This is a genomic window from Paucibacter sp. DJ2R-2 (assembly GCF_025717675.1).
Lineage (GTDB): Bacteria > Pseudomonadota > Gammaproteobacteria > Burkholderiales > Burkholderiaceae_C > Paucibacter_A.
This window is the reverse complement of record NZ_JAJIRT010000003.1, coordinates 259,423-280,880: the sequence shown is the minus strand read 5'-3', so window position 1 is coordinate 280,880 and position 21,458 is coordinate 259,423. Positions and strand designations below refer to the sequence as shown.

Annotated in this window: 17 protein-coding genes; 14 read left to right on the top strand and 3 right to left on the bottom strand. The window is 64.9% G+C overall.

Going from position 1 to position 21,458, the window contains the following annotated elements; translation table 11 throughout:
- Nucleotides 1–38 precede the first annotated feature (38 nt).
- The 11 genes from LNV28_RS10560 to LNV28_RS10510 all read left to right on the top strand — a co-directional run bounded on the left by LNV28_RS10560 (nucleotide 39) and on the right by LNV28_RS10510 (nucleotide 14,353).
- Complete coding sequence (locus tag LNV28_RS10560; protein ID WP_263519709.1) at nucleotides 39–275, top strand: hypothetical protein; 237 nt, start codon at nucleotides 39–41, stop codon at nucleotides 273–275.
- Between the two features lie 295 nt (nucleotides 276–570).
- Nucleotides 571–1,593, top strand: a complete 1,023-nt coding sequence (locus tag LNV28_RS10555) for an arabinose ABC transporter substrate-binding protein (RefSeq protein ID WP_411969961.1) — start codon at nucleotides 571–573, stop codon at nucleotides 1,591–1,593.
- A gap of 169 nt (nucleotides 1,594–1,762) precedes the next feature.
- Nucleotides 1,763–3,304: an L-arabinose ABC transporter ATP-binding protein AraG gene (gene araG, locus LNV28_RS10550; RefSeq protein ID WP_263519707.1), complete on the top strand. Its 1,542-nt coding sequence runs from the start codon at nucleotides 1,763–1,765 to the stop codon at nucleotides 3,302–3,304.
- Nucleotides 3,305–3,393: 89 nt separating this feature from the next.
- Nucleotides 3,394–4,362 (top strand): L-arabinose ABC transporter permease AraH, encoded by a 969-nt coding sequence (araH, locus tag LNV28_RS10545; protein WP_263519852.1) that lies wholly within the window; start codon nucleotides 3,394–3,396, stop codon nucleotides 4,360–4,362.
- A 117-nt stretch (nucleotides 4,363–4,479) separates the two neighbouring features.
- A complete protein-coding gene (locus LNV28_RS10540; RefSeq protein WP_263519706.1) occupies nucleotides 4,480–5,682 on the top strand; it encodes an SIS domain-containing protein in 1,203 nt (400 codons plus the stop codon).
- The gene (locus LNV28_RS10535; RefSeq protein WP_263519705.1) at nucleotides 5,666–6,628 is read left to right on the top strand and encodes an ROK family protein; all 963 of its coding nucleotides are present in this window, start codon (nucleotides 5,666–5,668) and stop codon (nucleotides 6,626–6,628) included. The genes LNV28_RS10540 and LNV28_RS10535 overlap by 17 nt, the downstream gene beginning before the upstream one ends.
- A gap of 48 nt (nucleotides 6,629–6,676) precedes the next feature.
- The gene (locus LNV28_RS10530) at nucleotides 6,677–7,966 is read left to right on the top strand and encodes a D-tagatose-bisphosphate aldolase, class II, non-catalytic subunit (protein ID WP_263519704.1); all 1,290 of its coding nucleotides are present in this window, start codon (nucleotides 6,677–6,679) and stop codon (nucleotides 7,964–7,966) included.
- Between the two features lie 145 nt (nucleotides 7,967–8,111).
- Nucleotides 8,112–8,888 (top strand): DeoR family transcriptional regulator, encoded by a 777-nt coding sequence (locus tag LNV28_RS10525; protein ID WP_102769930.1) that lies wholly within the window; start codon nucleotides 8,112–8,114, stop codon nucleotides 8,886–8,888.
- Between the two features lie 35 nt (nucleotides 8,889–8,923).
- Nucleotides 8,924–10,033 carry an N-acetylglucosamine-6-phosphate deacetylase gene (gene nagA / locus LNV28_RS10520; protein ID WP_263519703.1) on the top strand — a complete coding sequence of 370 codons (1,110 nt, stop codon included), beginning with the start codon at nucleotides 8,924–8,926 and terminating at the stop codon, nucleotides 10,031–10,033.
- A gap of 181 nt (nucleotides 10,034–10,214) precedes the next feature.
- Nucleotides 10,215–12,260 (top strand): M13 family metallopeptidase, encoded by a 2,046-nt coding sequence (locus tag LNV28_RS10515; RefSeq protein WP_263519702.1) that lies wholly within the window; start codon nucleotides 10,215–10,217, stop codon nucleotides 12,258–12,260.
- A 50-nt stretch (nucleotides 12,261–12,310) separates the two neighbouring features.
- Nucleotides 12,311–14,353 carry a M13 family metallopeptidase gene (locus tag LNV28_RS10510; RefSeq protein ID WP_263568950.1) on the top strand — a complete coding sequence of 681 codons (2,043 nt, stop codon included), beginning with the start codon at nucleotides 12,311–12,313 and terminating at the stop codon, nucleotides 14,351–14,353.
- Between the two features lie 84 nt (nucleotides 14,354–14,437).
- Here LNV28_RS10510 and LNV28_RS10505 read toward each other — a convergent pair whose 3' ends face one another.
- Both LNV28_RS10505 and LNV28_RS10500 read right to left on the bottom strand, forming a co-directional pair.
- The gene (locus tag LNV28_RS10505) at nucleotides 14,438–15,547 is read right to left on the bottom strand and encodes a fatty acid desaturase family protein (protein ID WP_263519700.1); all 1,110 of its coding nucleotides are present in this window, start codon (nucleotides 15,545–15,547) and stop codon (nucleotides 14,438–14,440) included.
- Between the two features lie 7 nt (nucleotides 15,548–15,554).
- The gene (locus LNV28_RS10500) at nucleotides 15,555–16,658 is read right to left on the bottom strand and encodes a ferredoxin reductase (protein WP_263519699.1); all 1,104 of its coding nucleotides are present in this window, start codon (nucleotides 16,656–16,658) and stop codon (nucleotides 15,555–15,557) included.
- Nucleotides 16,659–16,784: 126 nt separating this feature from the next.
- Between LNV28_RS10500 and fabR the strand changes: the two genes are divergently transcribed.
- From fabR to LNV28_RS10485, 3 genes are all read left to right on the top strand, one after another.
- Nucleotides 16,785–17,510: an HTH-type transcriptional repressor FabR gene (gene fabR / locus LNV28_RS10495; protein ID WP_263519698.1), complete on the top strand. Its 726-nt coding sequence runs from the start codon at nucleotides 16,785–16,787 to the stop codon at nucleotides 17,508–17,510.
- Nucleotides 17,511–17,910: 400 nt separating this feature from the next.
- Entirely contained in the window at nucleotides 17,911–19,251 is a 1,341-nt protein-coding gene (locus tag LNV28_RS10490) for a site-specific integrase (protein ID WP_263568949.1), read from the top strand.
- 178 nt (nucleotides 19,252–19,429) lie between these two features.
- Complete coding sequence (locus tag LNV28_RS10485) at nucleotides 19,430–20,098, top strand: PEP-CTERM sorting domain-containing protein (protein ID WP_263568948.1); 669 nt, start codon at nucleotides 19,430–19,432, stop codon at nucleotides 20,096–20,098.
- A gap of 295 nt (nucleotides 20,099–20,393) precedes the next feature.
- Here the strand turns inward: LNV28_RS10485 and LNV28_RS10480 are convergent, their stop codons facing one another.
- Nucleotides 20,394–21,230 (bottom strand): substrate-binding periplasmic protein, encoded by an 837-nt coding sequence (locus LNV28_RS10480; RefSeq protein WP_263568947.1) that lies wholly within the window; start codon nucleotides 21,228–21,230, stop codon nucleotides 20,394–20,396.
- Between the last annotated feature and the right edge of the window lie 228 nt (nucleotides 21,231–21,458).

Sequence of the window (21,458 nt, the reverse complement as noted above, 5' to 3'; positions counted from 1 at the left end):
CCTGGAGCCGGCGTGGCCTGGTTTGCGGTGAATTTGTGATGCTGGCCTTGCTAGGCGGCGCCTTCAGCCTGCGCAGCGAGCCTCTCGCTCGTTTTGCGCAAATCGAAAGCAATGGAAAGACTCTATGCAGCACAAAGCAAGATGTCAACGAAGAAAACCAGCAACACCCCTGCAAAAAGACAAATTCAGTAGAAACCACTAGCAGAAATTCTTGCCATAACGGTGAAAAGAAAGATTTTTATTGCTACATTCACACTTCGAAAGTTGTGTTGTGAGTCACGCCGACCGGCGCTGCGCCTTGATTTCTCAGAAAGTTCGAAAGTTGTTGGTTTCGTTTCGAAAGAAACAAGCACTAAACAGAAGACCACCGCGAGCTGGGGCCGATGCCGCCGCAAAAGGGACGAAACTCCCTTCTGCGACTGGCCCCGGTGGGCCCGCAGCCCAGACTTGCGGGCTCCGCAACAAAAGCTCAATCAAGCCATCCAGACGCCATGGGCCCGCTGGCCCGCCCCGAGGAGACATGCGATGAAACAGACCGCCACGAATTGCCTTGACGCCACTGCCACCACGATGCCCGCGGCCCGCCGCAGCTTCTGCCGCAGCCTGATCCAGGTGGCCAGCAGCGCCGCCCTGCTCTCTGCAGGCGTGCTCAGCGGCCCTGCCCTGGCCGCCGATGCCGCTGCGCCGATCAAGATCGGTTTCATCATCAAGCAGGTCGACGAGCCCTGGTTCCAGGATGAATGGCGCCATGCCGAGCAGGCAGCCAAGGACAAGGGCTTCACCCTGATCAAGATCGCGGCGCCCGATGGCGACAAGCTGCTCTCCGCCATCGACAACCTGGCCGCCCAGCGCGCCCAGGGCATGATCGTCTGCGCACCCGATGTGAAGCTGGGCCCGGCCCTGCAGGCGCGGGCGCGCCAGGCCAATCTCAAGCTGATCAGCGTGGACGACCGCCTGGTCAACGGCGCCGGCAAGCCGATCGAGGCGATCGCCCATGTCGGCATCTCGGCCAGCGCGATCGGCGCCCAGGTCGGCGAGGCCTTGCTGGCCGAAGTGAAAAGGCGCGGCTGGAAGCTGGCCGAGGTCGGCGCCCTGCGCGTCACCTACGACCAGCTCAGCACCTCCAAAGAGCGCACCGATGGCAGCAGTGCCGTGCTGACCCAGGCCGGCCTGCCGGCCGCCAACATCGTCAGCGCCCCCATGCCCAAGGCCGACACCGAGAACGCCTTCAACGCCGCCACCGTCACCCTGACCCAGAACCCCAAGTTCAAGCAGTGGCTGGTTTTCGGCCCCAATGACGAGGCGGTGCTCGGCGGCGTGCGCGCCAGCGAGGGCAAGGGCTTCAAGGCCGCCAGCGTGATCGGCGTGGGCATCGGCGGCAGCCAGTCGGCTGTGAACGAGTTCGCCAAGGCCGAGCCCACCGGCTTCGTCGCCACCGTGATGCTGAGCCCACGCAAGCATGGCTACGACACGGCGGTCGCCATGTTCGACTGGATCAAGAACAGCAAGGAGCCGCCCAAGCTGACCCTGACCAGCGGCACCCTGGCCGACCGTGCCAACTTCAAGCAGGTGCGAACCAGCCTGGGGCTCTGAACGCGGCGCGCGAAAGAAAGAGAACGCAGAGCCCGCCGAGGGTCGCAAAGATCGCAGAGGCCAGGAAACATGGGGCCGATTGCCGCGTCGGTCACAACCCTGCGTCCTCCGCGCATGCTCTGCGCACTCTGCGTTCATGTTTCGAAACCCAGGAGCTCCCCCAAAAGCCATGCATTCATCCCTTTGCATCCGTGAATTGAGCAAATCCTTCCCCGGCGTGCGTGCCCTGGGAGGCGTGGACCTCGACATCCCGGCCGGCCAGGTTCATGCCCTGCTGGGCGAGAACGGCGCGGGCAAGAGCACGTTGCTGAAGATCCTCGGCGGCGAGCTGCGCCCCGACGGCGGCAGCCTGCAGCTCGCTGGCCAGGCCCTGCAGTTCAAGAGTGCCGCCGATGCGCTGAACCAGGGCATTGCCGTCATCCACCAGGAGCTGCAGTACATCCCCGAGATGACGGTGCTGGAGAACCTCTGGCTGGGCCGTCTGCCGCAGCGCTGGGGTTTTGTGCGCTTTGCCGAGGCGCGCGCGCAGATGCGTACCCAGCTGGCCCGCATCGGCATCGCGCTCGACCTGGACGCTCGCATGATCGAGCTCTCCATCGGCCAGCGCCAGATGGTGGAGATCTGCAAGGCAGTGCTGCGAGATGCGCGCGTGATCGCGCTCGACGAACCCACCAGCTCGCTCTCGCACAGCGAGACCGAGACCCTGTTCCGCCTGGTACGCGAGCTGCGCGAGCAGGGCAAGGTGCTGATTTATGTGTCGCACCGCCTGGATGAAATCTTCGCCCTTTGCGACGGCGCCAGCGTGCTGCGCGACGGCCGCTCGGTCGGCCGCTTCGCCAGCCTGCAAGGCGTCAGCCGCGATCAGCTGGTGCAGGCCATGGTGGGCCGCGAGATCCAGGATGTGTTCGGCAGCGGCAGGAAAAAGCAAGCCGCGGCAGCTAACGAAACGGCTGCACGCAGCCCACGACTGCAGGTGCAGCAGCTGAGCGGCCGCAGCCTGCCCGAGCCGGCCAGCTTCGAGGTTGCCGCCGGCGAGATCGTCGGCTTCTTCGGCCTGATGGGCGCGGGCCGCAGCGAGCTGATGCGCCTGGTCTTTGGCGCCGACCCGCGCCGCAGCGGCCAGGTGTGGCTGGACGGCGAGCTGATGCGCAGCGATTCGGTCGCCGGCTCGATCGCCGCCGGCCTGATGTTCTGCCCCGAGGACCGCAAGGAGCAAGGCATCATTGGCTGCCGCTCGGTGGCCGAGAACATCAACCTCAGCTGCCGACGCAACAACTCCGGCCTGCTGCTCAACGCCAAACGCGAGGCCGAGGTGGCGGCCGAGTTCATCGCCCGCCTGCGCATCAAGACGCCCAGCCCGGCGCAGGAGATCCGCCTGCTCTCGGGCGGCAACCAGCAAAAAGCCATCCTGGCCCGCTGGCTGGCCGAGCGCGAACTCAAGGTGCTGATCATTGACGAGCCCACCCGCGGCATCGACATCGGCGCCAAGAGCGAAATCTACGAGGTGCTGCATGAGCTGGCCGCGCGCGGCGTGGCCATCGTCGTGGTCTCCAGCGAACTGCCCGAGGTGCTGGGCCTGGCCGACCGCGTGCTGGTCATGCGCCAAGGCCGCATCGCCGGCAGCCTGGCCCGCGGCGAGGCCAACGAAGCCCGGGTGCTGGCCCTGGCCCTGCCCGATGGCGGCGCCCGCCAAGAAGCGCAAGCGGCCTGAAGCCTTGATCTCGACTGTCACCGAATCCTGAATCGACCCCGATGAACACGAGCACCGACTCTTTGCCTCCCATGCCCATGCCAGAGCCCATGCAAGCTGCCGCCGCCTCATCCCCCGCCACGCGAAAGACTCTGCTGCGTCTGATAGACGAGCACAGCCTGCTGCTGATTTTTGCCCTGCTCTTCGGCGTGCTTTCGCTGACGGTGGAGTACTTCTTCAGTGTGCCGAACATGATCGGCTTGGCCCTGTCGGTCTCGCAGATCGGCATGGTGGCCTGCGCCATGACCTTCTGCATCGCCTCGCGCGATTTCGACCTGTCCATCGGCTCCACCGTGGCCCTGGCCGGCGTGCTCTGCGCCACCGTGATCAACCAGACCGAGAGCATCGCCCTGGGCATTGCCGCGGCCCTGGCGGCCGGCGCCGTGATCGGCTGGGTCAATGGCGTGGTGATTGCGCGCTGGAAGATCAATGCCTTGATCACCACCCTGGCCACCATGGAGATCGTGCGCGGCCTGGCCTTCATCACCGCGGGCGGCCAGGCCGTGGGCATCTCGGCCGATGCCTTCTTCGAGCTGGGCAATGCCTTCTGGCTGGGCCTGCCGGTGCCGGTCTGGATCACCATCGCCTGCGTGGCCTTGTTTGCCCTGCTGCTCAACCGCACCGTCTACGGCCGCAACACCCTGGCCATCGGCGGCAACCCGGAAGCCGCCCGCCTGGCCGGCATCCATGTCGCCCGCGTGCGCATCACCATCTTCCTGATCCAGGGTGTGGTGGCGGCGGCGGCCGGCGTCATCCTGGCGGCGCGCATCACCAGCGGCCAGCCCAATGCGGCCCAAGGATTCGAGCTGAACGTGATCTCGGCTTGCGTGCTGGGCGGTGTGTCTCTGATGGGCGGCCGTGCCAGCATCTCCGGCATGGTGGTGGGCGTGCTCATCATGGGCACGGTGCAGAACGCGATGAACCTGCTCAATATCGACGCCTTCTACCAGTACATGGTGCGTGGCGGCATCTTGCTGCTGGCCGTGGCCTTGGACCAACTGCGCCGCAAAGACAGCTGAGCCTGTTTTTCGAAAGCAACTTCTTTTGTTTCATCGTAATTTCTTTTCTTTACGTCAATTTTCTTGACGAATCGAAAGTTAAAAGATAAATTTACCTGCAATCTTTCGATCCATCCGATGACTACTCTTCTCAACCGCTCCGCCAGCGACTGGCAGCAATTGCAAGGCCTGGCCACGGCGGAGGAAATCGCGCAGCAGCCCCGCGTCTGGCGTGAACTGGCCGCCTCGCTGGCCGACCATCAGGCCCAGCTGCGCGCCTTTCTGGACGCCTGCCTGAAGGAACCCAGCCACCGCGTCATCCTGACCGGCGCGGGCAGCTCGGCCTATGTGGGCCAAACCCTTGCCGACGAGATCAACCGCGACTGGCCGGCCGAGGTGCGCGCCGTGGCCACCACCAGCCTGCTGACCCACCCGGAGCTCTATCTACAGCGCGAGCAGCCCACCTTGCTGGTGTCCTTCGCGCGCAGCGGCAACAGCCCGGAAAGCCTGGCTGCCGTCGAGCTGCTGCGTCAGCAGATTGATGCGCCGCGCTTCCTGAACATCACCTGCAATGCCGAGGGCGAGCTCTACCGCAACAACGCCGCCCGCGCCGACACCCTGAACCTGCTGATGCCGGCCGCCTCCTGCGACCGCGGTTTTGCCATGACCAGCAGTTTCAGCAGCATGCAGCTGGCCGCCCTGGCCGCCTTCAGCCGCGCCCCCTGGGCCGAGCGCCTGGCCCGCCTGGAACTGGTGGCCCAGCGCGCCGAGGCCTTGCTGGCCCAGCAGGCGGCCACCATGGCCGAGCTGGCCGCCCAGCCCTTCGACCGCATCGTCTACCTGGGCAGCGGCCCGCTGGAGGCGCTGGCACAAGAGTCGGCGCTCAAGGTGCTGGAGCTGACCAGCGGCCGCGTGCTGGCTTTCTCGAACACCTTGCTGGGCTTCCGCCACGGCCCCAAGTCCATGCTCAATGGCAAGAGCCTGGTCGTGATCTTCCAGTCGCAGGATGCGCATGCGCGCCGTTATGAACAAGACCTGCTGAACGAGCTGCTGCGCGACGGCATCGCCGGCCGCGTGCTGCTGATCGGCGAAGCCGGTGCCGGCGCGCTGCAGGGCGACAACCCTCTGCTGAGCCGCGCCCTGAGCGCCGAGCCCAGCGGCCTGAGCGACAGCTGGCTGACCACGCTGTGGCTGATCCTGGCCCAGCAGTACGCCCTGCACCGCTCGGTGGCCCTGGGCCTGACGCCGGACAATCCCTTCCCCGATGGCACGGTCAACCGGGTCGTGCAGGGTGTGGAGATTTATCCCTATGTCGAATCCGCCCGTGTCCACTGCGACTGAGTCCACCCCGCCGGCCGGCGCACCTTGCTACGGCCTGGACATCGGCGGCACCAAGATCGAGCTGGTCGCCTTTGATTCGGGTGCCCCCGGCTTCGCCGAGCTCTACCGCCGCCGCGTGGCCACGCCGACGCAGGATTTCGAGGCCTTTGTCGAGGCGATTGCCGAGCTGGTGAGCGAGACCGACCAGGCCCTGGGCTGCAACGGCCGCGTGGGCCTGGGCCTGCCCGGCATCATCAGCCCACAGACCGGCCTGCAGCTCAGCTCCAATGTGCCCGCGCTCAGCGGCCGCGCCGTGCCGCAAGCCCTGCGCGAGCGCCTGGGCCGGCCAGTGGCCATCGGCAATGACTGCCAGTGCTTTGCCCTGTCCGAGGCCCAAGGCGGCGCGGCCGAGGGCTTTGCTTCGATGTTCGGCGCCATTCTCGGCACCGGGGCAGGCGGCGGCTTCTGCGTCCAGGGCCGGCTGATCGCCGGCTACAACGGACTGGCCGGTGAGTGGGGCCACTGGGCCCTGCCGGCGCTGCTGCAACAGCGCCACCGCCTGCCCCTGCTGGCCTGTGCCTGCGGGCTGCAGAGCTGCGTCGAGCGATACGTCTCGGGCAGCGGCCTGGCGGCTCTGTTCCAACATTTCGGCGGCCCGGCTGGACAAGCCGTACCGGCCATCGTGGCCGCGGCCGAGGCGGGCGACGGCCACGCGAGCCAGGCCCTGGCCGTGCATCTGGACCTGCTGGGCCATGCCCTGGCTGGCCTGGTCATGGCCTATGACCCCCATGTGCTGGTGCTGGGCGGGGGGCTGTCCAAGCTGCAAAGCCTCTACACCGAGCTGCCCGAGGCGATTCGCCCGCATCTCTTCCAGGGCGTCAGCGTGCCGCCCATCCTGCCACCACGCTTCGGCGATGCCGGGGGCGCGCGCGGTGCCGCGCTGCTGGCGCGGCAGCGCCTGAGCTGAAGCCGCTCCGCCTCCAGTTCCCCCCAGTTCCACTTTCTGCCTGCCCCCATGTCCCATTTGCTCGCCACCATCACCGCCCACCGCAGCGGCCAGCCCGTCGGCCTCTACAGCGTCTGCTCGGCCAATCCTTTCGTGCTGCGAGCGGCGATGGAGGTGGCGCGCAGCTACGACACACCGCTGCTGATCGAATCGACCTCCAACCAGGTGGACCAGTTCGGCGGCTACACCGGCATGACGCCGCCGCAGTTCCGCGACTATGTGCAGGCCTTGGCGGCCGAAGCTAACTTCCCGCTCGATCGCATCGCCCTGGGCGGTGACCACCTGGGCCCCAATGCCTGGCAGCATCTGCCGGCCACCGAGGCCATGGGCCATGCCCGCGTGCTGATCGAGGCCTATGTGGCGGCGGGCTTCGAGAAGATCCACCTCGACTGCAGCATGGCCTGCGCCGACGACGCCCGGCCGCTCAGCGACGCGACCGTGGCCGCGCGCTCGGCCGATCTGGCCCTGGTGGCCGAGGCCACGGCCGCGCGCCTGGGTTTGGCGCCACCGGTCTATGTGATCGGCACCGAGGTGCCGGTGCCGGGCGGCGAAGCCTCCCTGGGCGGCGGCGTGGCCGTCACCGCGCCGGCGGCAGCCGCCGCCACCTTGGCCGTGCATGAGCAGGCATTTGCAGCCCAGGGCCTGGATGCTGCCTGGCTGCGCGTGATCGCCATGGTGGTGCAGCCCGGCGTCGATTTCGACCACAGCCAGGTCCAGCATTACCAGCCGGCCGCCGCCGCGGCGCTCTCGGCCTTTGTGCAATCGCAGCCGCGCCTGGTCTTCGAGGCCCACTCGACCGACTACCAGACCGAGGCCTCGCTGCACGCCCTGGTGCGCGATCACTACGCCATCCTCAAGGTCGGCCCAGCGGTCACCTTTGCCCTGCGCGAGGCCTGGTTTGCGCTCTCGGCCATCGAGCGCGAACTGCTGCCGGCCGAGCACCAGGCCGATCTGCCCGGCCTGCTCGAGCGCTGCATGCTGGAGCAACCCAAGCATTGGGCCAAGCACTACGCCGGCAGTACGGACGAGCAGCGCTTGCTGCGCCGCTTTGCCTTCAGCGACCGCTGCCGCTACTACTGGGGCGAGCCCGAGGTGCAAGCCGCCCTGCAGCGCCTGATTGCCAATCTGACGGCCAGCGGCATTCCCCTGCCCTTGCTGAGCCAGCATCTGCCGCAGCAGTTTGAGGCCGTGCTGGCCGGCGAGTTGGCCGCCGAGCCCGCAGCCTTGGCCCGCCACAAGGTGGGGCTGGAGCTGGCGCGCTATGCCCGGGCCTGCGCCCGAAACTGCCCTATGGGCTGAGAGCCGCCGACACATCGAAAGTACCAATAGCTCGATTCTTTCGTTCAACTAAGATTCATTCCGAACAAAAGCTTTCAACCGGGTCGGCCACAAGTCAGCTTGAGTTTGAGCCCATAAAACTTCTTGAATCGAAAGCCACGAGTCCATGAGGAATACCCGAGAGCGGCGCGAACAAATCCTGCAGATGCTGATGGAGCAAGGCAGCGTGCAGGTGGCCGAGCTGGTGCCCATGATGGGCGTGTCGGCCGTGACCATACGCACCGACCTGAGCGTCTTCGAGGACCAGGGCCTGGTCACCCGCAACTACGGCGGCGCCAGCATGAACCGCATGCCGCCGCAAGAGCAGAACATCCGCCAGAAGGATGAGCTGAACTCGACGCTGAAGGAGCGCATCGGCGCACGCGCCGCCGCCCTGGTCGAGCCGGGCGACAACATCATCATCGACTCGGGCACCACCACCATGCCCCTGGCCCGACATCTGCGCCACCTGCCGGCCGACGCCCGCGTGACGGTGATGACCAACGGCCTGAACATCGCCTGGGAACTGGCCGATGCCGAGGGTGTGGAGCTGATGCTGACCGGCGGCCTGCTGCGCAAGAAATCGCTGTCCATCCAGGGCTCGCAGGCCGAGGCCAGCCTGAACGGCTACAACTTCGACAAGCTCTTCCTCGGCGTGGACGGCCTGGACCTGCAGTTCGGCATCACCACCCACCACGAGGCCGAGGCCAGCATCAACCGCAAAATGGTCGAGCGCGCCAAAAAGGTCTTCGTCGTCAGCGACGCCTCCAAGTTCGGCCGGGTCAGCCTGCACCGCATCATCCAGATGGACCGCGTGCACACCGTCATCACCGATGCGGGCATCAACCAGGAGTACCGCGAAGGCCTGCTGCGCCTCGGCATCGAACTGATCGTGGTCGACTGATGTCGAATCACGTACTTTCCTAACCTGTCACTTCCATGAACCCGCAGCAGTCCCTCTCGGGTCGCATCCTCGGCCCGCAGGGCTGGGTGCGCGGCCATCTCGAACTCCAAGCCCACGGGCGCATCGCCGCCCTGCATGAGGACGCCAGCGCGCCCGGAGACCGGCTGATCCTGCCCGGCTTTGTCGACCTGCATGTGCACGGCGGCCTGGGCGTGGACATCATGGAGGGCGGCGAGAGCGCCCGCACCGTTGCCCGCGCCCATGCCCGCCACGGCACGACCAGCCTGCTGGCCACCACCATGACCGCGCCGCAGGGCGATATCGAGCACGCCCTGCAAGGCATTGGCGCGGTGATGGCCGAGCCGCGAGCCGACGAGGCGCGCATCCTCGGCGTGCATCTGGAAGGCCCTTACCTGAGCTCACGCCGGCTCGGTGCCCAACCCGACATCGTCAGCCGCGCCACGCTGGACGCGGTGCAGGCCTTCTCTGCCCTGGCGGCCATCAAGGTGCTGACCCTGGCGCCCGAGATCCCCGGCCACCTGGCCCTGATCCCCGAGCTCAGCGCCCTGGGCATCCGCGTGCAGATCGGCCACAGCGCCGGCAGCTACGAGGACGGCGTGGCCGCACTCAAGGCCGGCGTGGCCGGCTTCACCCACCTCTTCAACGGCATGCCAGGCCTCAACCATTACGAGCCCGGCATGGTGGGCGCGGCCCTGGCCCATGCCGAGTACGCGGAGCTGATCCCCGATCTGCAGCATGTGCACCCGGGCGCCATGCGTGCGGCCCTGCGCGCCATCCCCAAGCTCTACTGCGTGACCGACGCCACCGCGGCGACCGGCATGCCGGACGGCGAATACAGCCTGGGCTCGCAACGCGTGCTCAAGTGCCTGGGCTGCGTGCGCCTGGCCACCGGCTCCCTGGCCGGCAGCGCCCTGACCATGGATCAGGCCTTGCGCAATCTGGTCGAGGTGGGCCTTAGCGTGGAAGACGCCTCGGCGCGCCTGTCGCGCAACCCGGCCGACTACCTGGGTCTGGCCGAGCGCGGCCGACTGCAGGCCGGCGCTTGGGCCGATGTGGTGGTGTTCAACCCCGAGCTGCAGCTGCAGCAGGTCTGGGTTCAAGGCCAGCCCGTCTCGCTGGATTGAGCACGGCCTTGAAGCTCGCCTCGGGAAACTCCCGAGCGCTGACTTTCGGCACACCCGGCCATGCCGGGTAGGCTCAGGCCAACCGATCTCCACATGAGCTTTTTCTCTTGAATGCAGATGCCCGGTTTCGAAGGAAGCCGGGCATTTTCTTTTTCCGATCTCTGATCTCTGAACTCGCGCCATGAACGCCTTCAAACATTGCACCCTGGTGGCCTTGCTGCACGTGGCCGGTCTCTCTGGCCTCAGCGCCAGTGCCCTGGCCGCATCAGCCGCCCCGGCCGTTTCAGGGCTGGACCTGCCCCATTTCGACCGCAAGGTCAGGCCCCAGGACGACCTCTTCCGCGCCAGCAATGGTGGCTGGATCAAAGCCACCACCATCCCGGCCGACAAGGGGTCCTGGGGCAGCTTTGAAAAACTGGCCGAACTCAGTGACCAACGCGTGCGCGGTTTGGCCGAGGGCCTGGCCGCCCAGCCTCAGGCCGAGGGCAGCAAAGAGGCCAAGATCGGCCTGTTCTACGCCGCCTTCCAGGACAGCGCGGCCATCGACCGCTTGGGTCTGGCAGCGCTGCAGCCGCAGTTGGACGAGATCGCGGCGCTCGCCAGCCGCGAGCAGCTGTGGGCCTGGTTGGCGCGTGCTCAAGGGCAGATCAGCCAGCCCCTGCGTCTGGCCATCGGCCCCGACCCCAAGCAGCCCATGATCAACCGCCTGCAGCTGGCCCAGTCCGGGCTGGGCCTGCCCGATCGCGACTACTACCTGAACCCGCGTGACCCCAGCCTGGCCAAGGCGCGCAGCGCCTACCTTGCCTACTTGAGCAAGCTGGCCCGCTTGAGCGGCGAAGCCCAGCCGGGTGAGGCCGCACGCCGCGTGCTGGCCCTGGAGACGCGCATGGCGCAAGCGCACTGGGATGTGGTCAGCAGCCGCGATGTGCAAAAGACCTACAACCCGATGACGCCGGCCGAGCTGAGCGCGGCCGCGCCGGGCCTGGACTGGACCGCCTTCTTCGCCGCCGCCCAGCTCAAAAACGTAGACAAGCTGACTGTGGCCCAACCCAGCGCCATCCGCGGCCTGGCCCAGCTGCTGGCCGAGGCGCCGTTGGCCGATTGGAAGCTCTACGCCAAGCTGCACACCCTGGACGCCCACGCCGCCGTGCTGCCCCAGCCCTTCCGCGCCGCGGCCTTTGCCTTCCACGGCCGCGCCATGAGCGGCACGCAGCAAGAGCTGCCGCGCTGGAAGCAAGGCGTGGATGCGATCAACGAGGCCTTGGGCGAAGCCGTGGGCGAGCTCTATGTGGCCCAGCATTTCCCGCCGGCGCAAAAGGCGCGCATGCAGGAGCTGGTGGCCAATCTATTGGCCGCCTACAAAAGCTCGGTTGATGGCCTGAGCTGGATGACGCCCGAAACCAAGCTGCAAGCCCAGGACAAGCTGTCCAAATATCTGGTCAAGATCGGCTACCCCGACACCTGGCGCGATTACAGCGCCCTGCAGGTCAAGGCCGGCGACGCACTTGGCAACCAGCAGCGCGCGGCGCAGTTCGCCTGGGCCCGCGAGGCCGCCAAGCTGGGCCAGAAGGTCGACCGCAGCGAATGGGGCATGGTGCCGCAGCAGGTCAATGCCTATTACAACGAGACCTTCAACGAGATCGTCTTCCCGGCCGCCATCCTGCAGCCACCCTTCTTCGACATGAAGGCCGATGACGCGGTCAACTATGGCGGCATTGGCGCCGTGATCGGCCACGAGATCAGCCACGGCTTCGACGACCAAGGCGCCCAGTACGACGGCGACGGCATGCTGCGCGACTGGTGGCAGCCGGCCGACCGCAAGGCCTTCGAGGCCCTGGGCCAGCGCCTGGCCCAGCAGTTCAGCGCCTACCAGGCCTTGCCCGGCAAGCGCGTCAACGGCCAGCTGACCCTGGGCGAGAACATCGCCGACCTGTCGGGCTTGCAGATCGCCTTCAAGGCCTATCAGGCCTCGCTGGGCGGCAAGCCGGCGCCGGTGCTGGACGGCTACACCGGTGAGCAGCGCTTCTTCCTCGGCTTCGCGCAGATCTGGCGCGAGAAGGTGCGCCCGCCCCTGCTGTTGCAGCAGCTGATGGCCGACCCGCATTCGCCGGGCCAGTTCCGGGCCAACGGCGGCGTGGTCAACCACGACGCCTTCCACCAAGCCTTCGGCACCCGCAAGGGCGACCGCCTGTTCAAGCCCGAGGGCGAGCGCATCCGCATCTGGTGAGCGCCCGCCTTCGACCCCGCCCCTTTTTCAGGAAAAACCTGCCCATGTTGATGATGAAAACCCCGTTCAAGCTCGCCACCCTGGCCTTGCTGACCCAGCTGGCCTTCGGTGCCGGCCCGGCCCTGGCCGCCGAAACTGCCGCGCCCACCATCCAGGGCCTGGACCGCAGCAGCTTCGACCCCAGCGTGCGGCCGCAGGACGATCTGTTCCGCGCCGTCAACGGCCTGTGGCTGAAGAACACCGAGATCCCCGCTGACAAATCGCGTTATGGCAGCTTTGACCTGCTGATCGACCAGTCCGACGCACGCGTGCGCGCCCTGATCGACGAGCTGGCCCGCGGCCAGCACGCCGCCGGCAGCAATGCCCAGAAGATCGCCGACTACTACCGCAGCCACCTCGACACCGAGGCGATCGAGCGCGCCGGCCTGGCGCCCATCCAGCCGCTGCTGAAAGAGATCTCGGCCATCAAGGACCGAACGGCGCTGGCGCAATGGCTGGGCCGCTCACAGCTGTTCGCCGCCTCGCCGGTGCGCGTGGGCGTGACGGCCGAGGCCAAGAACCCCAAGATGAATGGCGTGCGCATGGGCCAGAGCGGCCTGGGCCTGCCCGACCGCGACTACTACCTGCTCAAGGACGACGCTCGCATGGCCAAGGCCAGAGAGGCCTACCTCGCCTATTTGAGCCAGCTGGCAGGCTTCGCCGGTGAAGCCGAGCCCGCAGCGGCCGCCCAGCGCGTGCTGGCCCTGGAAGAGCGCATCGCCGCCGCGCATTGGGACAAGGTCGACAACCGCAACCCGGTCAAGACCAACAACCCGACCCGCGTGGCCGATCTGCGCGAGCAAGCGCCTGGCTTCGACTGGACGGCCTATCTGGAATCGGCCGGCCTGGGCCAGACCCAGACTGTCGATGTGGCCCAGCCCAGCGCCATCCGCGCCCTGGCCGACCTGCTGGCCGAGCAGCCGCTGGAGGACTGGAAGCTCTACCTGCGCCTGCACGCGCTGAGCCGCAGCGCCGATGTGCTGCCCAAGGCCGTGCGCGAAGCCAACTTCGCTTTCCGCCAGGCCTTGACCGGCGCCAAGACCGAGCTGCCTCGCTGGCAGCAGTCCATCAACGACAGCAACAGCGCGCTCGGCGAGGCGGTGGGCCAGCTCTGGGTGGCGCGCCATTTCCCGGCCGCCTACAAGGCCCGCATGCAGACGCTGGTGGCCAATTTGATGGCCGCCTACAAGGACTCGATCGATGGCCTGAGCTGGATGAGCCCGGCCACCAAGGCGCAAGCCCAAGACAAACTGTCCAAGTACACGACCAAGATCGGCTACCCCGAGCAGTGGCGCGATTACAGCCGCCTGGAGGTCAAGCCCGGTGACGCCTTCGGCAACAGCCAGCGCGCCGCCCGCTTCGCCTGGGCGCAGATGGTGGCCAAGGCCGGTCAGCCCGTGGACCGCAAGGAATGGGGCATGACGCCGCAGACCGTCAACGCCTACTACCGCGGCTCGGCCAACGAGATCGTGTTCCCGGCCGCCATCCTGCAGCCGCCTTTCTTCAGCATGGAAGCGGACGACGCCATCAACTACGGCGCCATCGGTGCCGTCATCGGCCACGAGATCAGCCACGGCTTTGACGACCGCGGCAGCCAGTTCGACGGCGACGGCGTGCTGCGCGACTGGTGGACCAAGGAAGACCGCGCCGCCTTCGAAGCCATCGCCGCCAAGCTGGTGGCGCAGTACGAGGGCTACCAGCCCCTGCCCGGCAAGCACATCAACGGCCGCCTGACCTTGGGCGAGAACATCGCCGACCTGTCCGGCCTGCAGATCGCCTACAAGGCCTACTTGCGCTCACTGGGTGGCAAGCCGGCGCCGGTGATCGGTGGCACGACTGGCGCGCAGCGCTTCTTCCTGGGCTTCTCGCAGGTCTGGCGCAACAAGTACCGAGACGAACGCATGCTGCAGCAGCTGACCACGGACAGCCACTCGCCCGGCGAGTTCCGCGCCAACGGCACGGTCAGCAACCATGACGGCTTCCACGAGGCCTTCGGCACCAAAGCCGGTGACGCCTTGTTCAAGCCGGCTGCGGAGCGCTTGCGCATCTGGTAAACCGGACCCAAGCAGCCTGAAACGACAAAGGGCGGAGCGCCGATGGCGCCCCGCCCTTTTCCTTGCCTGGCTGAAACTCGGGAATCAGCTTTGCAGGCTGGCCACACGGGCGCGGCTCGGCCGGCTCGGGAGGCTGTGGCGCAGGATGCGCCAGATCACCTGAGCAAACTGCTTGGACAGCGAACCGGTGTTGTAGTGCACACCGTAGCGGCGGCAGATGTCGCGCACCGCCGGTGCCATCTCGACATAGCGATTGGCAGGCACATCGGGGAAGAGATGGTGCTCGATCTGGTGGCTCAAATTGCCCGACAGCGTGTTCAGAACAAAACCGCCGGCCAGATTGCTGGAGCCGCGGATCTGGCGCCAGTACCAGTGGGCGCGGGTCTCGTTCTTCAGCACATTGCGATGGAAGGTCTCGACCTCGGTGGTGAAGTGACCGCAGAAGATGATGGTGTAGGTCCAGACATTGCGCAGCATATTGGCGACCAGATTGCCCGTCAGCACCACCAGGAAACCCGGGCCGGCCAGGGCCGGGAAGAACAGGTAGTCCTTGATCAGCTGGTGCGAGATCTTGCGGCCGGCCACCTTCAACTCGCGGCGCGCGGCAGGGCCATGCTTGCCGAAATAGCCGCCCTTGGGCAGGTTCTGGATGGCCACGCCCCACTGGAAGAAGAGCGCAAAGAACACCGCAACAATCGGCTGGATCAGCGCCAGCGGCTGCCACTTCTGCTCGGGGAAAAGGCGCAGCAGACCGTAACCGATGTCGTCATCGAGGCCGTGAATGTTGGTGTAGGTGTGGTGGCGGAAGTTGTGGGTCTTGCGCCAGTTGTCGCTGGTACCGACGATGTCCCACTCGAAACTCTTGCCCTGGAACTTGGGGTCGCCCATCCAGTCGAACTGCCCATGAATGACGTTATGGCCCAGCTCCATATTGTCGAGAATCTTGGACAGGCCCAGGCTCAAGGCGCCGACGATCCAAAAGCCGATCATCCAAGGCATGGGCAAAAAGGCGCCGATCATCAAAGCAGCGCGGCCGATCACCTCGGTCCAGCGCACAGCCTTGAAGATGTTGCGGATGTAGCGTGCATCGCGCACGCCCAGATCGGCCACGGTGCGGGCACGCAGGGCCTCGATTTCAGCGCCGAACTTTTCCAGCTCGTCGTGGGACAGATTGCGGGTCAGGGACTTGCTCATGGGCTGTTTACAGATCCAAACTGAGGTCGGTACAGGCGCGGCTGACGCAGATGCGAATCGCGCTATTGGGCTCGCTGCAGCGCTCGCCGGTGTTCATGTCTTCGGCCAAGCCTTCATGCTTGGTGCAGACGCAGCTGTGGCAGATGCCCATGCGGCAACCCGATTGCGGTCGCAGGCCTTGGGCTTCCAGGGCGGCCAGCAGGGACATGCCCGAGGCCACCTCCAGCGTGCGACCGGAGCGGCGCAGCTCCACTTGCACCTGGTGCTTGCTGTCGGTGTTCAGCGGCACAGCGGGCGTGAAAGCCTCGGCCTTGAAGCTGGCGACCTGGCCGCTCAGCAGCTCGCGCGCGAGCGCGGCAAAGCCACCCGGGCCGCAAGCCAGCGCCTGCAGTTGACCGGCGCCCTCGGCCAGGCGCGGAGCCAGCAGCTCGGCATCGATGCGGCGGCCACCTTGCTGGGTGGCGATCAGCTGAAACTGGAAGTTCGGGAAGCGCTGGGCCAGGGCCTGCAGCTCGGGCACAAAGCAGGCCTGAGCGGCCGTCTTGACCCAGTACATCAGGGTAACGGGCTGCGGCATCTGGCGTTCGGCCTGCTCACGCACCAAGCTCATCAGCGGCGTGATGCCGCTGCCAGCGGCCAGCAGCAGGTGGCGAGCCTGGGCCTGAGCTGGCAGCGTCAGTTCACCATAGGCGGGGCCGATGTCCAGGACATCGCCGACCCGGGTTCGCGTGCACAACTGCGTGGACATCAAACCGCCATCGATCTGCTGTACGGTGACGGCAATCCGACCATCGGCGCGCGGCACATCACACAAGCTGTAGGAACGCGTCACCCGGCGGCCATCGATTTCGACGCCGAGGTTCAGGTGCTGGCCAGGAAGGAAACCCTGCCAGTGCCGGTTGGGCTGCAGCACCAAGGTCACCGAGCCCAGCGCAGCCTCGTGGCGCTCGACCACGCGAGCCAGGGGGCGCTCCCAGGTCCACAGGCGATTGATGTGGCCGGCCCAATAGTCAAACACGGCCGGGTCCACGAAGGAACGGGCCCAGCGGCGCAGCAGGCCGGACTGAGAGGCTGGGAGAGAAGTCGAAGCAGTGGTCGTCAAAGCGGTCACGAAAGGCACTCCGTCCAGGGGGAAACACTGAACTGCCGCCATTATATGCATACGCATACAGATTTATATACGCTCGTATATTAATTAAGACTTCGTTATGATGCGAGCCTCGCCACGCCCGCCTTCATGACCCCAACGCTCGCGCCACCGCCACTCGCTGATCTCCCAGGCCCCGCCAACGGGCTGGAGCTTCCCGAGAGTTCGGGCGCCAGCGGCCCTGGGCGCAAGGCCTTGATCACGCACGACGACATCGTCCAGGCTGCCCTCAAGCTGGTCGGGCCGCACCGCAGCGTCTCCTCCTTGAGCTTGCGCGAAGTGGCTCGCGAGGCCGGCATTGCCCCCAACAGCTTCTACCGCCAGTTCCGCGACATGGACGAGTTGGCCGTGGCCCTGATCGAGCGGGCCGGCCTGTCGCTGCGCAGCATCATCGGCGAAGCCCGGCGCCGCTCCAGTGGCGGCGCCAGCGTGGTGCGCAGCGCCGTGCAAGCCTTCATGGACCAGCTGAGCTCGGGCGATGTGCTGCTGCACATCCTCTTGCGCGAGGGCACGGTCGGCTCGGACGCATTCAAGCATGCCGTCGACCGGCAGCTGAGTTTTTTCGAAGAAGAGTTGAGGCAGGATCTGATCCGCCTGGCAGAGGCCAATGGCACTGGCCTGTACGAGCCGGGCCTCACGGCCAAGGCCATCACCCGCCTGGTGTTCGCCATCGGCTCCACCGCCATGGACTTGCCGCAGGACAAGCTGCCCGAGTTGACCGAGCAACTGGTCGTCATGGTGCGCATGATCGTCACCGGCACCCAGACCATGGCCGTGGTGGGCTCCCCCGACTTGGCTCCAAGCGCCAAGGCCTGAGACTCAACACCGGGGGTCAGCAGCGTTGCTGGCCCTAGCCCACCCCTTCAGCCAAACCAGGCGTGAAACCACCCCAGCCGGACGCAGCAGCAATTGCCTGCCGGCCATGAAAAAAGCACCGACTGCTTTCGCATTCGGTGCTGGTTTCATTCTTAATTTTGGTGGGCCCTGAGTGACTCGAACACTCGACCTACGGATTAAGAGTCCGAAATACATGGATTTTCATGGCTGCCGCCGGACAACGAGTCAAACGCAAGTCATTGATTTATATAGAAACGCCTCCAACAACGTCCTAGAATTTCCAGCATCAATCACGCCAAAACTGGCACCAGACTGGCACCAGCTCCAAAATGCTGAGGCAAGACTGGCACCAGACTGGCACCAGATGACGGGGTCCAGGATGGCTACCAAAGCACAAAAAACCGCTGGCGAGACAATTGCTAGCCTGAAGCAAGGACAGTTCACCACGCTGGCAAAGGTCATCCCAAATGGCGCCTTGCAAGCCCGAAAACTATCCACCGGAGCGGTGAAGCTCTATTGGCGCTACACATTCAACGGCGAGACCGATCGTGTAGAGATTGGCCTGTATGACGGTAGGTTGCCCCCCAAGGCCCTAGCCCCCAGCGAAGGCCGTTGGACTATCGCGGCGGCAACAGCTGAGGCAACAAGACTGGCCATGTCGCACGAAGATGCCAAGCCCAAAGGTGGGCACGCCGGACTGGTACAAGCCAAGGCCGAAGCCGAAGTCCAAGCCATCAACGACCAGGCCGCAGCAAAGGCCCAAGCCCAAGCCGAGCTTGACCGGCGCAGCAAATACACGCTGGCCGAGTTGCTGAAGGCCTACTGGCTGTACCTGGAAGCGCTCGGCCGAACCTCATGCAAGGACGCCAAATCCATTCTGACCAATCACGCGATAGTGGCCTTTCCTGAGACTGCAAGTCAGCCTGCTGCGGACGTAACCGACGAACAAGTGGCTGACATGAGCCGGCGATTGATCGAAGCCGGTAAGGAACGCACGGCCAACAAGCTCCGGGCCTACATGGGGGCGGCATACGAGGTCGCTCGCAAATCCAAGACAAACCCCAAGATTCCGGTTGCATTCAAAGGCTACCAGGTCAAGCACAACCCCGCGGCTGAAACCGCCGCCAACAGCGACGCCAACAGGGCATCCAAGAACCCACTATCAGCCGAAGAAATGCGGACCTACTGGAACTGCATCAAGGATTTGCCCGGCATCAAGGGCGCGACTCTCAGACTGCACCTGCTCACCGGCGGGCAGCGAATCGAGCAATTGGTCAGGCTTAAGTCTGCTGACGTGACACCCGACACCATCACCATATTCGACTGCAAGGGCCGCCCAGGTCGACAGCCTCGAAGGCACACCCTACCCCTGACCGCCAAAGCGCTCGAAGCCATCAAGGTCCTAGACATGTCGGGTGAATATGCAATCTCTTCAGCCGCAGGCGAAAGCGTCGGCACGACCCATGTGGTCAGCTCGACTCTGAGCGCCTGGGCAAGCGATGCAGTGGGCGAGAAGGTCATCGGCTTTCAGACCAAACGAATCCGAAGCGGAGTCGAGACCATCCTGGCCAGCGTCAAGATCAGCAAGGACACCCGCGGCAGGCTCCAAAGCCACGGCATCAGCGGCGTGCAAGACCGCCACTACGACGGCTACGACTACTTGCCCGAGTTGCGTACAGCATTGGAGGCGCTAGAAAAGGAGCTCCAGGTTAAACACTGAATGCTTGCCTAGCTTTGAAAGGCATGCGCGCCGGCAACATTGCCTCGCCAGAATACACCCCCCTACTTTGAGGGCCTTGCTTAGCAACGTTTTGTAGGTCTGAGGGTACTCACCCCGAGTCAACGCACTTTTTGGCGTTGGCTCCATCGGATCTTCGATATTCAACCAGGAACTACAAATGAAGCAAAGCGCATTGAACAAAGCCTATGCAGCCAGTTCGGCCATCATTCTGAGTGCGGCTGCATTGGCGGCCTCTCCTGCTCAGGCGGTGACAGTCGCAGACCCCATGGGGGACTTTCTGAGCACCTACAAAGGTGCTCAAACCGGCGAGTTTGATGTCATAGCGAGCTGGGTCAACTACGACGCCGACCGTGATGTTTTTGAACTGTCTGCCACCATGGCCGGCAATATCTCGCCGACCTCCTTGGCCGCTTACGTCTGGGGTTTCAATCGAGGGCAAGGCACCGCTGGCTTCGGCAACAGCCTTGGGCTGACCCAAGTGTTGTTCGATCGAACGGTGGTGGTCAATGCCAATGGCTCCATCATTAGTGGAGGCGTCAATGTCGGTGCAGCCACAATCTTTGGCTCCACCATTTCGGCCACCATCGCAGGCTCTGTCTTGCCCGAAAACGGTTTCAGCAAGGCCAACTACACCTGGAACTTGTGGCCGCGTTTCACGGGCAACAGTTTCAATGGCGTGTCGGTCTCGGGCGTGTCGGCGATTCCAGACTTTGCACCCAATGCTGTAAATGCCGCTGTGACGGCCGTTCCCGAGCCCTCAACTACAGCTTTGATGTTCCTGGGGCTTGGCGCATTCGCCTTGCTGCGCCGGCGCGCGCAGCGCTAAAGCTCAGCCTTCAACGGCAGGCGGCTTGGCTCTGGACCGAGCTCCGGTCCCGACCGCTGTACAACTATCAGCATGCAGCCGGCTGACAGGAACCTCCGGGCATTGAATTGTCCGGAGAAAAGTCCTTTGCAATCTAGCTGACAACACTAGCAGTCATTTGCTTATGAGTTTTCAGGCTGAATCCGTCGTCTCCGCGTACGTCGCCCCCGGAAAATAGACTGTAATTCCCATGTTTGAACTGGCCCCTAGAAGCTGAACCAGGTTCAAAGGGCGAGGTCCCCCCGAGGCGTTTCAATCAATGCGGCGACGGTCTAGCTGAAAGGGCGTGTTGGTAGCGCATCTGCGTCTCGCGCCACTCGCTGCTTTGGGCAACGCGGTTCACGACTGCCAACAGTTGGGCAGCAGGAAATGCCGAACGTGCACTCACCACACAATGCCCCCACCGCAGGTCGACAGTCTGAAGGATCCGCGCCTGCCCCCTAGCAACCTTATCCTTATTGAATTGCACTGCAGCCAAACGACTGGACACGGCCAAATCAGTACGGCCGCGCATCAGCTTTTCGAACATAGTCTGCAGGCTGGGTGCCGCCTCGACCTCCAACTGCGCACGCTCCAGCAATCGCTCGACTCCAGGGTATCGGTGGCCAGCCACAACACCCAACTTGAGTTTCGGAACTGTTCCAACGTCCTGTAGCAGTTCAGTCAGCTCCCCTTGAAACGTCGGGCCAGCCAACAAAACGTCTTCCAACTTCAATAACGGGAGGCTCCACAGTTCGGCAGGGACGTCCGGGCGCCAGGCGGGACTTACAAGGCATTGGATGTCCACACGACCTTCAGCCATTTCTAGCGCTGCGCGCCGCGGCGGAAGCATCACATATCGCGCCTCGGCTCCGGCCGCACGTGCTACTTGCTCCATCAAGTCGTAAAGCAGCCCGCCACTCAATTCACCAGAGCGCAGGAGGATGAAGGGAGATACCCATCCTGTTGCAACAGCAAACCGGATCGGCTCCGTCGCCGCTGCCGGTGCCGCTGCCGTCCAAAAGAACAAAACCACGGCCAGCAAGTTCACTGACTTGGTAATTTTCCAGCTCAGCAACCTCGCTTGCCGCCTTTGCATTGAACGTACCAGCATGGTCCTCAATGTAGCTGATGATGCCGGTTTGGACTCTCAATGTAGAACTGGCGAATCGGCCTTGGTCAGGCTCCGCCGCGCGGCAGCCGCCTTGGCAACCGCAGGAGCCGTAAATGGTTAGGCGCTCAGCAAAGACATGCCAACGGTCGATGTAATTAAGCACCTCGAGTACGAGCTTAAGCACATCCTTCAACCGTGAAATGCAACCGCTGTATAGAACGCGATGCC

What these genes read in the sequence shown, in the direction of transcription:
- LNV28_RS10540 (WP_263519706.1), top strand. Translation starts at nt 4,480, where the DNA reads ATGACTACTCTTCTCAACCGCTCCGCCAGCGACTGGCAGCAATTGCAA.
- LNV28_RS10525 (WP_102769930.1), top strand. Translation starts at nt 8,112, where the DNA reads ATGAGGAATACCCGAGAGCGGCGCGAACAAATCCTGCAGATGCTGATG.
- araH (WP_263519852.1), top strand. Translation starts at nt 3,394, where the DNA reads ATGCAAGCTGCCGCCGCCTCATCCCCCGCCACGCGAAAGACTCTGCTG.
- LNV28_RS10490 (WP_263568949.1), top strand. Translation starts at nt 17,911, where the DNA reads ATGGCTACCAAAGCACAAAAAACCGCTGGCGAGACAATTGCTAGCCTG.
- LNV28_RS10555 (WP_411969961.1), top strand. Translation starts at nt 571, where the DNA reads ATGCCCGCGGCCCGCCGCAGCTTCTGCCGCAGCCTGATCCAGGTGGCC.
- LNV28_RS10515 (WP_263519702.1), top strand. Translation starts at nt 10,215, where the DNA reads ATGAACGCCTTCAAACATTGCACCCTGGTGGCCTTGCTGCACGTGGCC.
- LNV28_RS10560 (WP_263519709.1), top strand. Translation starts at nt 39, where the DNA reads ATGCTGGCCTTGCTAGGCGGCGCCTTCAGCCTGCGCAGCGAGCCTCTC.
- LNV28_RS10480 (WP_263568947.1), bottom strand. Translation starts at nt 21,230, where the DNA reads ATGCTGGTACGTTCAATGCAAAGGCGGCAAGCGAGGTTGCTGAGCTGG.
- LNV28_RS10485 (WP_263568948.1), top strand. Translation starts at nt 19,430, where the DNA reads ATGAAGCAAAGCGCATTGAACAAAGCCTATGCAGCCAGTTCGGCCATC.
- LNV28_RS10510 (WP_263568950.1), top strand. Translation starts at nt 12,311, where the DNA reads ATGATGAAAACCCCGTTCAAGCTCGCCACCCTGGCCTTGCTGACCCAG.
- LNV28_RS10505 (WP_263519700.1), bottom strand. Translation starts at nt 15,547, where the DNA reads ATGAGCAAGTCCCTGACCCGCAATCTGTCCCACGACGAGCTGGAAAAG.
- fabR (WP_263519698.1), top strand. Translation starts at nt 16,785, where the DNA reads ATGACCCCAACGCTCGCGCCACCGCCACTCGCTGATCTCCCAGGCCCC.
- nagA (WP_263519703.1), top strand. Translation starts at nt 8,924, where the DNA reads ATGAACCCGCAGCAGTCCCTCTCGGGTCGCATCCTCGGCCCGCAGGGC.
- araG (WP_263519707.1), top strand. Translation starts at nt 1,763, where the DNA reads ATGCATTCATCCCTTTGCATCCGTGAATTGAGCAAATCCTTCCCCGGC.
- LNV28_RS10530 (WP_263519704.1), top strand. Translation starts at nt 6,677, where the DNA reads ATGTCCCATTTGCTCGCCACCATCACCGCCCACCGCAGCGGCCAGCCC.